At 60.7% G+C, this 13,044-nt stretch carries 15 protein-coding genes; 10 read left to right on the top strand and 5 right to left on the bottom strand.

All coding sequences use genetic code 11. The annotated features are described in order from the left end of the window. The first annotated feature begins 237 nt into the window (after positions 1 to 237). The 6 genes from speB (at position 238) to AC0R79_RS08495 (ending at position 5,750) form a co-directional block, all read left to right on the top strand. Positions 238 to 1,188, top strand: a complete 951-nt coding sequence (gene speB, locus AC0R79_RS08520; protein WP_003222717.1) for an agmatinase — start codon at positions 238 to 240, stop codon at positions 1,186 to 1,188. Between the two features lie 11 nt (positions 1,189 to 1,199). Further along, positions 1,200 to 1,622 carry a YybH family protein gene (locus AC0R79_RS08515; protein ID WP_127797249.1) on the top strand — a complete coding sequence of 141 codons (423 nt, stop codon included), beginning with the start codon at positions 1,200 to 1,202 and terminating at the stop codon, positions 1,620 to 1,622. A gap of 55 nt (positions 1,623 to 1,677) precedes the next feature. Next, positions 1,678 to 3,189 (top strand): purine-cytosine permease family protein, encoded by a 1,512-nt coding sequence (locus AC0R79_RS08510; RefSeq protein ID WP_474734084.1) that lies wholly within the window; start codon positions 1,678 to 1,680, stop codon positions 3,187 to 3,189. 79 nt (positions 3,190 to 3,268) lie between these two features. Further along, entirely contained in the window at positions 3,269 to 4,648 is a 1,380-nt protein-coding gene (locus AC0R79_RS08505) for a sodium:solute symporter family protein (RefSeq protein WP_085605676.1), read from the top strand. A gap of 84 nt (positions 4,649 to 4,732) precedes the next feature. Continuing rightward, a complete protein-coding gene (locus AC0R79_RS08500; RefSeq protein WP_127797247.1) occupies positions 4,733 to 5,458 on the top strand; it encodes an MBL fold metallo-hydrolase in 726 nt (241 codons plus the stop codon). A gap of 43 nt (positions 5,459 to 5,501) precedes the next feature. Then, entirely contained in the window at positions 5,502 to 5,750 is a 249-nt protein-coding gene (locus tag AC0R79_RS08495; protein WP_007956577.1) for a hypothetical protein, read from the top strand. A gap of 94 nt (positions 5,751 to 5,844) precedes the next feature. Here AC0R79_RS08495 and AC0R79_RS08490 read toward each other — a convergent pair whose 3' ends face one another. Beyond that, entirely contained in the window at positions 5,845 to 5,973 is a 129-nt protein-coding gene (locus AC0R79_RS08490) for a PA1414 family protein (protein ID WP_003184145.1), read from the bottom strand. Between the two features lie 142 nt (positions 5,974 to 6,115). Further along, positions 6,116 to 7,009, bottom strand: coding sequence for a putrescine utilization regulator PtrR (ptrR, locus tag AC0R79_RS08485; RefSeq protein WP_474734082.1), 894 nt, complete (start codon positions 7,007 to 7,009; stop codon positions 6,116 to 6,118). Between the two features lie 104 nt (positions 7,010 to 7,113). Here ptrR and AC0R79_RS08480 point away from each other — a divergent pair, with 104 nt between their 5' ends. Further along, positions 7,114 to 8,295, top strand: a complete 1,182-nt coding sequence (locus AC0R79_RS08480) for an MFS transporter (RefSeq protein ID WP_474734081.1) — start codon at positions 7,114 to 7,116, stop codon at positions 8,293 to 8,295. Here AC0R79_RS08480 and AC0R79_RS08475 read toward each other — a convergent pair. The 3 genes from AC0R79_RS08475 to AC0R79_RS08465 form a co-directional block, all read right to left on the bottom strand. Continuing rightward, positions 8,240 to 9,172: a DMT family transporter gene (locus AC0R79_RS08475; protein ID WP_474734079.1), complete on the bottom strand. Its 933-nt coding sequence runs from the start codon at positions 9,170 to 9,172 to the stop codon at positions 8,240 to 8,242. The genes AC0R79_RS08480 and AC0R79_RS08475 overlap by 56 nt on opposite strands. A gap of 163 nt (positions 9,173 to 9,335) precedes the next feature. After that, a complete protein-coding gene (locus AC0R79_RS08470; protein WP_474734077.1) occupies positions 9,336 to 9,725 on the bottom strand; it encodes a DUF2177 family protein in 390 nt (129 codons plus the stop codon). A 45-nt stretch (positions 9,726 to 9,770) separates the two neighbouring features. Beyond that, positions 9,771 to 10,607: a CvfB family protein gene (locus tag AC0R79_RS08465; protein ID WP_127797242.1), complete on the bottom strand. Its 837-nt coding sequence runs from the start codon at positions 10,605 to 10,607 to the stop codon at positions 9,771 to 9,773. 351 nt (positions 10,608 to 10,958) lie between these two features. Here AC0R79_RS08465 and AC0R79_RS08460 point away from each other — a divergent pair, with 351 nt between their 5' ends. The 3 genes from AC0R79_RS08460 (at position 10,959) to AC0R79_RS08450 (ending at position 13,028) form a co-directional block, all read left to right on the top strand. Further along, positions 10,959 to 11,147: a hypothetical protein gene (locus AC0R79_RS08460; protein ID WP_016985943.1), complete on the top strand. Its 189-nt coding sequence runs from the start codon at positions 10,959 to 10,961 to the stop codon at positions 11,145 to 11,147. A gap of 217 nt (positions 11,148 to 11,364) precedes the next feature. After that, positions 11,365 to 12,081 (top strand): TorF family putative porin, encoded by a 717-nt coding sequence (locus AC0R79_RS08455; RefSeq protein WP_115076941.1) that lies wholly within the window; start codon positions 11,365 to 11,367, stop codon positions 12,079 to 12,081. 77 nt (positions 12,082 to 12,158) lie between these two features. Beyond that, positions 12,159 to 13,028 carry a DUF6279 family lipoprotein gene (locus AC0R79_RS08450; protein WP_474734075.1) on the top strand — a complete coding sequence of 290 codons (870 nt, stop codon included), beginning with the start codon at positions 12,159 to 12,161 and terminating at the stop codon, positions 13,026 to 13,028. Positions 13,029 to 13,044: the final 16 nt, after the last annotated feature.

Here is a 13,044-nt window from a genome sequence, read left to right as displayed (position 1 = left end):
CGCGGAGCGTCACGGGATGCATTCCCACGCGGACGGTTCGACGCCTCGACGTGGGAACGATCAGCGAGAAGTCTATCCATCTCCCTCTCATTAGTTTAGAAATTTCTGAACTAAGTATTTGCCCGTAGCGATTCTTTCGCCCCACTACATTTCGCAGAATCGGCCCACAGCGGTGCCCGTGACCTTGCGAATGCGGTGCGCCGACATAAATAAAACAAAGACGATGAGGCCCTACCCGTGGACAAGATTCTTCACCAACCACTGGGCGGCAACGAAATGCCGCGCTTCGGCGGCATCGCCACCATGCTCCGACTCCCCCATGTACCGACCGCTGCCGGTCTGGACGCCGCCTTCGTTGGCGTGCCGCTTGACATCGGTACTTCGCTGCGCCCCGGCACCCGCTTCGGGCCCCGCGACATCCGCACCGAATCGGTGATGATCCGCCCGTACAACATGGCCACCGGCGCTGCGCCGTTCGACTCGCTGTCGGTTGCCGACATCGGTGACGTGGCGATCAACACCTTCAACCTGCTCGACGCCGTGCGCATCATCGAAGAAGCCTACGACAACATCCTCGAGCACAACGTGATCCCGATGACCCTGGGTGGCGACCACACCATCACCCTGCCGATCCTGCGTGCCATCCACAAAAAGCACGGCAAGGTCGGTCTGGTACACATCGACGCCCACGCTGACGTCAACGATCACATGTTCGGCGAGAAGATCGCCCACGGCACGACCTTCCGTCGCGCCGTCGAGGAAGGTCTTCTGGACTGCGACCGCGTGGTGCAGATTGGTCTGCGGGCGCAGGGCTACACCGCTGACGACTTCAACTGGAGCCGCGATCAGGGCTTCCGCGTTGTTCAAGCCGAAGAGTGCTGGCACAAGTCGCTGGCACCGCTGATGGCCGAAGTGCGCGAGAAAGTCGGTGGCGGCCCGGTGTACCTGAGCTTTGACATCGACGGCATCGACCCGGCCTGGGCGCCTGGCACCGGTACCCCGGAAATCGGTGGTCTGACGACCATTCAGGCAATTGAAATCGTTCGCGGCTGCCAAGGCCTCGACCTGATCGGCTGCGATCTGGTAGAAGTCTCGCCCGCTTATGACACCACCGGCAACACCTCGCTGCTGGCCGCCAACCTGCTGTACGAAATGCTCTGCGTACTGCCAGGCGTGGTCCACCGCTGAGGGTCCGGGTCATGAACGAACGTGATCAGGTTCTGAAAGCGGCCGCCGATCTGGTGTCCGCCTTCGCCCGCAACGATCGCGAAGCCTACTTCGGTGCATTCAGCAGCGACGCGAGCTTCGTGTTCTACACCCTCGAACAGCCCCTGCTGTCGCGCGATGCCTATCAGGCGTTGTGGGACAGCTGGCGCGCCGAGGATGGCTTCGAGGTGCTGTCCTGCACCTCGAGCAACGCCTTCGTCAGCCTGCAGGGTGACGTGGCGATTTTCATCCATGACGTGGCCACCGAGCTGCGCATGCAAGGGGAGCAACACTTCAGCCAGGAGCGCGAGACGATTGTTTTCAGAAAACAAGCGTCGAGCCTAGAACAACAAGGCCATTGGCTGGCCTGCCACGAACATTTGTCCGCAATGCCGGAAGGGCTGCCATCCCCTTAGCCAAGCCAGGTGACGCTCACGCACGATGAGCGCGCCTTGATGATCGGAGCAGATCATGAATAACAACAACAAAGACCAAAGCCTTACGCAGATTGAAACCCACGGGGTCGAACAGATCCCGGACAACGAACGCACCGCCGGTCCCGTGGATTTGTTCCGCATGATCTTTGGCGGCGCGAATACTTTTGCCACCGCCGTGCTCGGCAGTTTCCCGGTGCTGTTCGGTCTGTCCTTTCAGGCAGGCGTGTGGGCGATTGTCTCGGGCGTGCTACTCGGCTCGCTGATCCTCGCACCGATGGGCCTGTTCGGCCCGCTCAACGGCACCAACAATGCCGTGTCGTCCGGTGCACACTTCGGCGTGCACGGGCGGATCGTCGGTTCGTTCCTGTCGCTGCTGACCGCCATCGCCTTCTTCTCGCTCTCGGTGTGGAGTTCGGGAGATGCGCTGATCGGTGGTGCGAAACGCCTGATCGGCCTGCCGGAAACCGACCTGACCCTGGGCCTGGCCTACGGTCTGTTCGCGATTCTGGTGCTGACCGTGTGCATCTACGGCTTCCGCTTCCTGCTGTGGGTGAACAAGGTCGCGGTGTGGAGCGCGAGCCTGCTGTTCCTGCTGGGCATCTTCGCCTTCGCCGGCCCCTTCGATTCGCACTACGCCGGCACGGTCAGCCTCGGTCAACCGGGCTTCTGGGCCGCGTTCATCGGCGCTGCGCTCGTAGCGATGAGCAACCCGATTTCCTTCGGCGCGTTCCTCGGCGACTGGGCCCGCTATATCCCGCGTGAAACTTCGCGTCAGCGGATCATGGCGGCGGTGGTGCTATCGCAGATCGCTACTTTCATCCCGTTCCTGTTCGGCCTGACCACCGCGACCATCGTGGCGATCCAGGCACCGGACTACATCGCGGCCAACAACTACGTCGGCGGTCTGCTGGCGGTGTCGCCGAGCTGGTTCTACCTGCCGGTGTGCCTGATTGCGGTGATTGGCGGCATGTCCACCGGCACCACCTCGCTGTATGGCACCGGGCTGGACATGTCGAGCGTGTTCCCTCGCCTGCTGTCGCGAGTGAAAGCGACGTTGCTGATCGGCGTGCTGTCGATTGCCTTCATCTTCATCGGGCGCTTTGCGGCGAACCTGGTGCAGAGCGTGTCGACCTTCGCCGTGCTGATCATCACCTGCACCACCCCGTGGATGGTGATCATGATCATCGGCCTGGTGGTGCGTCGCGGCTTCTACTGCCCGGACGACCTGCAAGTGTTCACGCGCGGCGAACAAGGCGGACGCTACTGGTTCAGCCACGGCTGGAACTGGCGTGGCCTGGGCGCGTGGATCCCGAGCGCGGCGGTCGGCCTGTGCTTCGTCAACCTGCCGGGGCAGTTCGTTGGTCCGCTCGGTGAACTGGCCGGCGGCATCGACATCAGCCTGCTGGTGACCCTCGGTCTGGCCTCGGTGATGTACCTGATGTTGCTGAGCCTGTTCCCGGAACCGGCGCTGGTCTACGGCCCGAAGGATCCCCGGAGCAAAGGCGCGCATGCGCCGGCTGAAGCGGCGCTGCGTCAGGCTGCCTGAATAAACGAATCGCCTGTGGGGGTCAGCCTTCTCCCACAGTGTTCCACCCCATAAAAAAGACAATCGGAGACACGCCATCATGGCTTTGGATTTATTCGTCGTCCTCATCTACGCCGCCGGCATGCTTTTGCTCGGCTACTTCGGCATGCGCAAGGCCAAGACCAACGAGGACTTCCTGGTTGCCGGGCGTAACCTCGGCCCGAGCCTGTACATGGGCACCATGGCGGCGACCGTTCTCGGTGGTGCGTCCACCGTCGGCACCGTTCGCCTGGGCTACGTGCACGGCATTTCCGGTTTCTGGCTGTGCGCGGCACTGGGTTGCGGCATCGTGGCGCTGAACCTGTTCCTGGCCAAGCCGCTGCTGAAACTGAAGATCTACACCGTTACCCAGGTCCTGGAAAAACGCTACAACCCGATGGCCCGCTCGGCGAGCGCGGCGATCATGCTGGCCTACGCACTGATGATCGGCGTGACCTCGATCCTCGCCATCGGCACCGTGCTGCAAGTGCTGTTCGGCCTGCCGTTCTGGATCTCGGTACTGCTCGGCGGTGGCGTGGTCGTGGTGTACTCGGCCATCGGCGGCATGTGGTCGCTGACTCTGACCGACATCGTCCAGTTCATCATCAAGACCGTCGGCCTGATGTTCATCCTGTTGCCAATCTGCCTGTACCGCGTTGGCGGCTGGGACGAGCTGGTGCTGAAACTGCCGGCCACCGCCTTCAGCTTCACCACCATCGGCTGGGACACGATCATCACCTACTTCATGATCTACTTCTTCGGCATCCTGATCGGTCAGGACATCTGGCAACGGGTGTTCACCGTCAAGAACGAAAAAGTCGCTCAGTACGCCGGTAGCTTCGCGGGCATCTACTGCATCCTCTACGGCCTGGCCTGCGCCCTGATCGGCATGGCGGCGCACGTACTGATCCCGGATCTGGACAACGTCAACAATGCCTTCGCCGCGATCGTCAAACTGTCGCTGCCGGACGGTATCCGTGGTCTGGTGATCGCCGCTGCCTTGGCCGCGATGATGTCCACCGCCAGCGCCGGCCTGCTCGCCGCCGCCACCACCCTGACCGAAGACCTCCTGCCGAAACTGCGTGGCGGCAAACAGTCGAGCCTGGGTGTGAACCGTCTGTTCACCCTGCTGACCGGCATCGTGGTGCTGGGCATCGCGCTGGTGGTCAACGACGTGATCAGCGCCCTGACCCTCGCTTACAACCTGTTGGTGGGCGGCATGCTGATCCCGCTGATCGGTGCGATCTTCTGGAAACGCGCGACCACTGCCGGCGCCATCGCCAGCATGGGCCTGGGTTTCGCCACCGCCCTGCTGTTCATGTTCAAGGATGGTCTGGATGCCAACACGCCGATCTACTACAGCCTGGCTGTGGGTCTGGTGAGCTTTGTGGTGGTCAGCCTGATGTCCCGTCGCCCAAACGTGGTGGCCAGCGCGATCTAAGCTGAACACAACGACTTGATGCTTTCTTCGGCGGGTGTGGCGTCGGTTGCCACACCCGTTTTTTTCGTCTCAAGGAAAGTGCTTATGAAGATTGTTTCTCGCGATCAGTGGTTCGAAGTGCAAACCCTGAGCGACGGCATTCGGCTGATTCACGAGCCGTTCATCCGCCCGTTCTACCGCTGCAACCTGTGGCACGTTCAGGGGCGCGACAAGGATCTGCTGCTCGACAGCGGTTCCGGGCTGGTCAGCCTGCGCGAGCAACTGCCGTGGCTGACCGAACGGCCACTGGTGGCGGTGGCCAGTCATTGCCATTTCGACCATATCGCCGGGCATCACGAATTTGCCGAACGGCTGGTGCATCCCGCCGAGGCGGACATTCTGGCAGCGCCGGATGGCGAGAACGATCTGAGCCGGGCCTTCGTCGGCGACGACATGTTCGAAGCGCACCCGGATTGCCCGTTGTGCTACGCCGAGTATCGGGTCAAGGCTGCGCCGGCCACCGGTTTTGTCGAGGATGGCGATGTGCTGGACCTGGGCAATCGCACGTTGCAGGTGCTGCACACGCCGGGGCATTCACCGGGGGGGATCAGCCTCTACGAAGCGGCCAGCGGAACCCTGTTCAGCGGCGACATCATCTACGACGGGCCGTTGATCGAAGACGCCTACCATTCCAACCTCGATGATTACGCCGCCAGCCTGCGTCGATTGCAGGGGTTGAAGATCCGCACGGTGCATGGCGGGCACTTCGGCAGTTTTTCCGGGGAGCATCTGCGCGGGATGATTGACGAATGGTTGCGCCGCCACGCCTGAGGCCTGCTGTACTTCAGTCAGACTAACAACACAAAGATCTGCCATGAGAAGAGCTGCCGTGCGTGCTGCCGTGCACCGGTTCATCCTGCGCCTGCTGGAAAATCGTGAATTCGACGACAACACCAGCCTCGCGCAGCTGGGGCTGGAAAAAGCGGATATCGAGGATCTGATCTTCCATCTGGAAGATGAATTCGGACTGACGGCCTTCACCGCCGAAGAGGACCGGATGCTCAAGACCGCGAAAACCGCGAATGACCTGAGCCGGTTTCTGATGGAAATCGGGCGTCACTGAAAACAAAAGATCGCACCCGCCCGCCACTCCAATGGAGCGACGGGCGGGTGCGATCTTTTGTCGTTTAAATCCTTTGATCCTTCAAAGCGGGGCATTACCGCCGACGTGGCTGACGCCGACGCTGTTCGTCATCGGTGCGAATCGGGACCGGTTGCAGAGGCGGTTCGATCAAGCCGAGGGCAACACCCAAATCGTGCAGCCAGTTTTGAATTTTCTCTTTCATCGTCATGCCCCCTTCAGGGTGGTGCTGAGCGTCCGGAATTCTGAGGCCGCTTCGCACTGATAATAGTCCGAAGTCCTACGCAATGCTCGGCCAAATCCGCAATGATCTGTTACTGAATTGATCCAAATCCCTGACCGTTCGTTCAAGCCGTTTCCCGCACGTCTTCGCCAGCCACGGGATAGAGCGCCTGCTGCTGTTCGATCCACGCATTGAGGTTGGCACCGACCATGCCCCGGCGCCACATGAGCCATGTTGTCGCACTGGCAAAAGGCTCGGCCAGCGGGTGCACCGCCACGCTTTCGCGCCCCGGCAGGCTGGCGAGCATCGACTCCGACATCAGCGCCACGCCACTGCCGGCAATCACACAAGCCAGCATCCCTTGGTAGGACTCGATCTCCATCGCCCGGCCCATCGCCGCCTGATAATGCGCGAACCACGCTTCCAGCCGCGCGCGATAGGCGCAGCCATGACGGAAGGTGAACACCGCCCGACCTTCGATATCCCTGGCGCTGCGTATCGGCGGGTGATCGGCCTCGCTGATCAGCACCAGCCGCTCGTTGCACAGCGGCACCCCAACGATGCCGGCCAGTTGCGGTGGGCCATCCACCAGCGCGGCGTCGAGACGACCGGTGAGCAGGCCTTCAAGCAATTCACCACTGGGCCCGGACTGCACCTGAAGATTCACCGCCGGATATTGCTTGTGATACCGCGCCAGCAGCGCCGGCAAATGGATCGCGGCGGTGCTGTACAGCGTGCCGAGCACGAAATCCCCCGCCGGTTGCCCGCCCATCACCGCTGCACTGGCCTGATCGCGCAGGGCGAACAGTTTGCCGGTGTAGTCCAGCAGGACTTTTCCCGCAGGCGACAACTGCAAACGCTGACGCTCACGGACGAACAGTTCGACGCCCAGTTGCTCCTCGAGCTGTTTAAGCCGGGTCGACAGGTTCGACGGCACGCGGTGCAAACGTTCGGCGGCGCGGGTGATCGAACCCTCCTCCGCCACGGCCTGGAAGATCCGCAATTGGCTGAACTCCACAACCTTTCTCCTGAACAGAACAAGTTACTCACTATTATTCAATTTTAAAGAAAGTCAATCAGTCCTAGCCTGACGGTCATTGAACCTCTAACGGAATTCAGACCATGTCCCCTCTGATTCGCTTATCCGCCTGTTTCATTGCCCTGATGATGGCCATGGGCATCGGGCGTTTCGCCCTCACCCCGCAACTACCGCACCTGCTCAGCGAAGGGCAGATCGACCTGACCGCCGCCGGTCTGATTGCGGCGGCCAACTACCTCGGTTACCTGCTCGGCGCGGTGGATGCGATGTTCTCCCGTCGGCCGGATCAGGTGCAGCGACGCCTGCATGGCGGCCTGTGGTTGTGCGTGTTGCTGACGCTGGCGTCGTTCTGGGCCAACGGTTTCTGGTCGCACCTGCTGCTGCGCTTCGGTACCGGTGTGGCGAGCGCCTGGGTGCTGGTGATGATTACTGCGCTGAGTCAGCCGCTGGCTGCGGCGGCGGGTCGCCCACGGTTGGGAGCACTGGTGTTTGCCGGGCCGGGGCTGGGGATTTTTCTGACGGGGTTGCTAGCGCTGTTTTCACATCTGGCGCAGCAGACTTCCGCCACCCTGTGGTTGATTTACGCTGCTGTGGCGCTGGTGATGTTGCTGGGGATCGTGCGGATCCTGCCGCAACCGGGCGTCGGTGTGCCGGTCGTGCCGGCTGCCGTGAGTTCATCGAATCGCGGCATTGGGCGCTTGGCGGTGGTGTATGCCTTGTATGGCGTGGGCTACATCATTCCGGCCACATTTCTGTCGCAGATGGCCAACGCGCAGTTTCACGGGCAGTGGCAGGCCGATCTGTTCTGGCCGTGCTTCGGCCTCGGCGCTGCGATCGGGGTATTGCTGGTGAGTTTGCGTCGGCACGATCCGCAAACCACCCGGCACTGGTTGATGGCGACGTTGTGGCTGCAGGCTGCCGGGGTGTTCGCTTGCCTGCTGGGCAGCGGCCTCGGCCTGGCATTGGGCGTGATCCTCTGCGGCACGCCGTTCCTGGCGTGCATGCAACTGGTGATGCAACGCTCCCGGGAACTCGCGCCCCACGCCACCCAGCGCAACGCCGGCCTGCTCACCGCGTGCTTCGCCGTCGGTCAGCTCAGCGGGCCGTTACTGGCGGCGGTCAGCAGCCATTTCAGCGGTGGCCTGCAACCGGCGCTGGTGATCGCCGGCAGCGGCCTGCTGATTGCCGGCGGACTGGCGTGCAAATCGGTTACGGCTGACCGAGGGCTTTGCGCAAACGCCGACGCACCCACTGTTCCGCGCTGACGAAAGTGATGCCGAGCAACACCAGCACGGCGCCGATGATGAAGTTCAGGCTCAGTTCTTCGCCGAGCAGCACCACGCCGAATGTGACGCCGAACAACGGCGTCATGAAGGAAAACACCGCGAGGTTGGCCGCCAGATAACGACGCAGCAACCAGAACCAGGTCAGGTAACTGAAGAACGACACCACCAGCCCCTGGAACAGCACACTGCCCACGGCCACGACGGTCAGGCTGACGTGGGTGATCTGGCCGCTGAGCAGCGCGATCAACAGCAGGCCGATGAAACCGACGATCAGTTGATAGAACAGGGTCAGGGTCACTGGCGCTTCCGACAGACGCGAGGCGCGCACCACCACGGTGGTTGCGCCCCAACTGGCGCCGGCCAGCACGCCGAGGGCATCGCCCATCAACATGCGGCGGTCGAGGTTGTCCCACGACACGCCGCCGGCAAATGCCACGGCAATCCCGACGAACGCCATGAAGATCCCCAGCCATTGCACCGGCCGCAGACGCTCGCTCGGCAACAGGAAATGCACGCCCAGCGCGGTGAAAATCGGCGCGGTGTAGAGGAACACCGACATGTGCGCGGCGGTGGTCAACTGCAAGCCTTCAGAGATGAACAGGAATTCGAGGCCGAACAAGGCACCGGCCAGCAAGCCACCGCGCCAGGTAGCACCGACCTGATCCCAGCCGCCCTTCCAGCAGATCAGCAATCCCACCAGCAACGCGGAAATTCCCGACCGCCCCGCCGCCTGCATCACCGGCGCAATGTCGGTCGCCGCCCACTTGATCATCACCTGCTGCACGCCCCAGATCAGGCACAGGCCGATCATCACTTGCAGGGCAAATCCGTCGGCACTACGCCGACTGGCGCTCACCTCGACACCTCGAACACACACGACATGGCAGTTTTTCCAATGGTCAAACAAAGCCCCGGCTCTTTGTCCGGGGCGAAAAAGGATGGCAGGGATTATCAACCAGTCGGACAGAAATTGCCGCCCGGCAAAGACATGCAATTGCCCTGTTGCGTCATGCCTGCCGTCAGCTTCGGCGAGCGGCCCAAAACCCGACCGTACAGGCCAGCGCCGTGGCAAATGTCCCCCAGGCCCAATCCATCAGCGACACCTGCGCCGACCAGCCACGCAATGTCGCCCAATTGGTCAGGTCATAAGTGCCATAAGCGACCAGCCCGAGCAGTGCGCCCATGCGGGCGGCGCGTTGCCAGGTCAGCGACGGCAGCACCACAAACACCACACAGCCGAAAACGTACAGGCAATAAAAAACCGCTGCTGGCACCAGCAACGGTTTTTCGAGCATCAGCGAACCGAGCAGTTCGCGATAGGTCGGCGCCATCAACACGCCGAGCCAGACGCCGTCGAGCAGAAGAACCGTCAGCAGCGTGGCGACGTAGGCAATCAGTGCTTTTTTCATCTGCCCGACCTCAAGTAAGCCCATGCAACATGGGCCACGCGAGACTCAGGTTAGTTCAATGCGATCAGCATGAATGACGATCTTGCCTTCCTTGTACAACGAACCGATGGCCTTCTTGAAGTTGCCCTTGCTGACACCGAACAGGCTGCTGATCAGTGCCGGATCGCTCTTGTCGCTGACCGCCAGAGTGCCATCGTTTTCGCGCAACTTGGCGAGGATCTTCGAGTTCAGGCTGCTGGCCGCTTCCTGCCCCACCGGTTGCAGGCTCAGGCTGATCTTGCCGTCGGCGCGCACTTCCTTGATGAAGCCTTTCTCGCGCATGCCGGAACGCATGAACTTGAAGATTTCATTCTTGTGAATCAGACCCCAGTGCTTGTTGTTGATGACGGCCTTGAAACCCATGTCGGTGGATTCGGCCACCAGCAGATCAACTTCCTGGCCCACGCTGTAGTTGGCCGGGGTCTTGTCCAGATAACGATCCAGGCGCGCGGTCGCGGTGATGCGGCGGGTGTGCTTGTCGAGGTAGACGTGCACCACGCAGTACTCGCCGGCGGTCATCTGGCGCTTTTCTTCGGAGTAAGGCAGCAGCAGATCCTTCGGCAGGCCCCAGTCGAGGAACACGCCGATGCTGTTGACTTCAACAACTTTCAAACTGGCAAATTCACCGACCTGAACTTTTGGTTTTTCAGTGGTGGCAATAAGTTTGTCGTCACTGTCCAGATAAATGAAAACATTGAGCCAGTCTTCATCTTCGCTGGGAATATCTTTAGGGATATAACGGTTGGGCAAAAGAATTTCGCCGTCGGCACCGCCGTCCAGATATAAACCGAAGTTAGTGTGTTTAACCACTTGCAAACTGTTGTAACGCCCGACTAAAGCCATTTCCAATACCCTCATTGCGTGGGCGGCATTCTACCCGGTTTTGCCGGATTCGTCGGTCGCCAGATCGGACGGCTGACCGAAAATCTGCGGGAGGCCTTGATTTTCCTGGATTTCGCGCCGCACGCGCGCCACTCGTCAGGCCAGCGTGACGGCTTTCGTCTGATCCCGACGCCGGCTGGCAGCCTCAAATCCAATAAATGTTGTTATTTAAAACAGCAGGTTAGCGGGATATTTCGAATAATTAATCGAGAATAATCCACCAGCGCGCTGGGTTATTCCGGGGGATATTTACCAAGCAATTGTCAAGTTATTCCTGTACGATGCCTGGCCGAGTTACTTTTCTACAGGTTAATGGCCGCCATGCGTGTAAAAGCATCCACCAGCAAAGCAAAGCCAGCTCCAGCCGTTGAAACCAGCGAATCGATCAACGATCAAATCGCGGCATTCCTCAAGTCCGGCGGCGAGATCCAGCAAATTGCCAAGGGCGTCAGCGGCCAGACGTTCGGCCCGTCCAAGCAGATCAGCCTGGGCAAGAAGTAACACCCCCGCAGCACACCTGTCCAAAGGCGCTTTGAGCTTCGAAGCGTCTGGACCGGATCCCTCGCAAGACCTCTCTTACGTTTAATCAAACATTCAAAACAGCAGAAATCGACGAACGGCCCTCAATGCCGATCATTCGCCGGTATCCTTGCACGCGTCTGGATCAAGCGTTTCAGCAGGTTTGTCGCACCTGCGCTCGCTGCTCAAGGAGTGACGCATGCTCAAATCTTCCTGTTTATTGCTTGTAGGCCTTCTGGCGAGCCCGGCGGCGCACGCGCAGATTTTTCAGCGTGAACTCGGCGACTTCGACCTCAAGCTCGGCACCACGCCCAGCCGCAGCATGGCCCAGGGGCTGGTCAAACCTTCGGCGGTCGGCTCGTTCCACGGCGGGCTGGATCTGAGTCACGACAGCGGCCTCTATGTCGGTCAGTACGCACCGAGCATGGGCCTCACGCCGGGGAAGAATCTCGAAATCGATTCCTACGTCGGCTTTAAACAACCTTTCGATCAAACCCTCGGCTACGAAGTCGGGATGATCCACTACAGCTATCCCAAGGTCGACACCCTCGACAGCCAGGAACTGTTTGGTGGCCTGACCCTGCTCGGCAGCCGGATCGGCATCGCCCTGAGCAACGATCCGGATAAACAGAACAACACCCTGTTTGCCGACCTGGGCGGCAATCAGCCGTTCGGCATCGGGATCAGCATGAAATACACCACCCATCAGCTCAACACGCCGGTCTCGGTGGACGGGGGTTATGTCAGCAGTTTTACCGATTGGTCGGTGAAATTTTCCCGGCCGTTCATGGGCATCGATCTCGACCTGATCTACAGCAATTCAAGCCTCAGCGGCAGCGATTGCTCGGCCTATTCCGGGCATAACAGTCAGTGCGACGGGCTGGTCACGCTCAAGGCCGAACGCCCGTTCTATTGATTGGCTGAACTGCCGGGTCCATCCTGCGTTCACATAAGAATCAGACCCTCAAGGCTGGCTTTCGCAAGGACTCGCCCATGTCTAGCTGGTTCAAACGCCTCGCCGTTCTACTGATCCTGACCCTCGCCCTCGGCGCCTGCAGCCGTGTCGGCCTGGCCTATCGCAATCTCGACGTGATCATTCCGTGGACGCTCAGCGACTACCTGGACATGAACGGCGAGCAGAAAGGCTGGTTCAACGAACGCCTCAGGGAACACCTGAGCTGGCACTGCAACACGCAACTGCCGGGTTATCTCGACTGGCTCGATCGCCTGCAAACCATGGTCGAGACCAATCAGGTCACCGACGCTGCCCTTCAGGCCCGCACCGCAGAAGCCAAGCAGGCGATCGCCGAAACCGCTCGGGAAATCACTCCGTCCGCGATTGAGTTGCTGCAAGGGCTGGACGACAAACAGGTCGCCGAAATGAACGACGCCTTTGCCAAAGACCTGCAAAAGCGCCAGCAGGAATACCTTAAGCCACCGCTGTCGCAGCAGATTGCCGAACGTGGCGCGCGCATGGACAAGCGCCTCAACGATTGGCTCGGCCCGCTGAGCGCCAAGCAGGAGCAGCGCGTGATGGCCTGGTCGACCGCCCTGGGCGATCAGAACACCCAATGGATCGCCAACCGCGCCCACTGGCAGAAGCAGTTCAGCGCGGCGGTGGCGCACCGCAACAGTCCTGAATTCCCACAACGGATCGAGACGCTTCTGGTCAATCGCGAGCGTTTATGGACAGCGGATTACCAAAAGGCCTACGCCAATACCGAGGCGCAGGCCCGTTCGCTGTTCGTGGATCTGATGGCCGACAGCACGCCGCAGCAGCGCCAACGCCTGTTGAAAAAGATCGAGGGGGTGCGCAAGGACTTCAATGACTTGAAGTGCCTGAAGGCCGCACAAAAAAGCTGAGATCACTGCAAAACCC

It is taken from the genome of Pseudomonas sp. HD57-3 (assembly GCF_056113135.1).
The sequence above is the reverse complement of the archived record's forward strand: the minus strand, read 5'-3'. Positions and strand labels throughout refer to the sequence as shown.

What these genes read in the sequence shown, in the direction of transcription:
- AC0R79_RS08510 (WP_474734084.1), top strand. Translation starts at nt 1,678, where the DNA reads ATGAATAACAACAACAAAGACCAAAGCCTTACGCAGATTGAAACCCAC.
- AC0R79_RS08470 (WP_474734077.1), bottom strand. Translation starts at nt 9,725, where the DNA reads ATGAAAAAAGCACTGATTGCCTACGTCGCCACGCTGCTGACGGTTCTT.
- AC0R79_RS08450 (WP_474734075.1), top strand. Translation starts at nt 12,159, where the DNA reads ATGTCTAGCTGGTTCAAACGCCTCGCCGTTCTACTGATCCTGACCCTC.
- AC0R79_RS08490 (WP_003184145.1), bottom strand. Translation starts at nt 5,973, where the DNA reads ATGAAAGAGAAAATTCAAAACTGGCTGCACGATTTGGGTGTTGCCCTC.
- AC0R79_RS08460 (WP_016985943.1), top strand. Translation starts at nt 10,959, where the DNA reads ATGGCCGCCATGCGTGTAAAAGCATCCACCAGCAAAGCAAAGCCAGCT.
- AC0R79_RS08505 (WP_085605676.1), top strand. Translation starts at nt 3,269, where the DNA reads ATGGCTTTGGATTTATTCGTCGTCCTCATCTACGCCGCCGGCATGCTT.
- AC0R79_RS08500 (WP_127797247.1), top strand. Translation starts at nt 4,733, where the DNA reads ATGAAGATTGTTTCTCGCGATCAGTGGTTCGAAGTGCAAACCCTGAGC.
- AC0R79_RS08480 (WP_474734081.1), top strand. Translation starts at nt 7,114, where the DNA reads ATGTCCCCTCTGATTCGCTTATCCGCCTGTTTCATTGCCCTGATGATG.
- AC0R79_RS08495 (WP_007956577.1), top strand. Translation starts at nt 5,502, where the DNA reads ATGAGAAGAGCTGCCGTGCGTGCTGCCGTGCACCGGTTCATCCTGCGC.
- AC0R79_RS08455 (WP_115076941.1), top strand. Translation starts at nt 11,365, where the DNA reads ATGCTCAAATCTTCCTGTTTATTGCTTGTAGGCCTTCTGGCGAGCCCG.
- AC0R79_RS08515 (WP_127797249.1), top strand. Translation starts at nt 1,200, where the DNA reads ATGAACGAACGTGATCAGGTTCTGAAAGCGGCCGCCGATCTGGTGTCC.
- AC0R79_RS08465 (WP_127797242.1), bottom strand. Translation starts at nt 10,607, where the DNA reads ATGGCTTTAGTCGGGCGTTACAACAGTTTGCAAGTGGTTAAACACACT.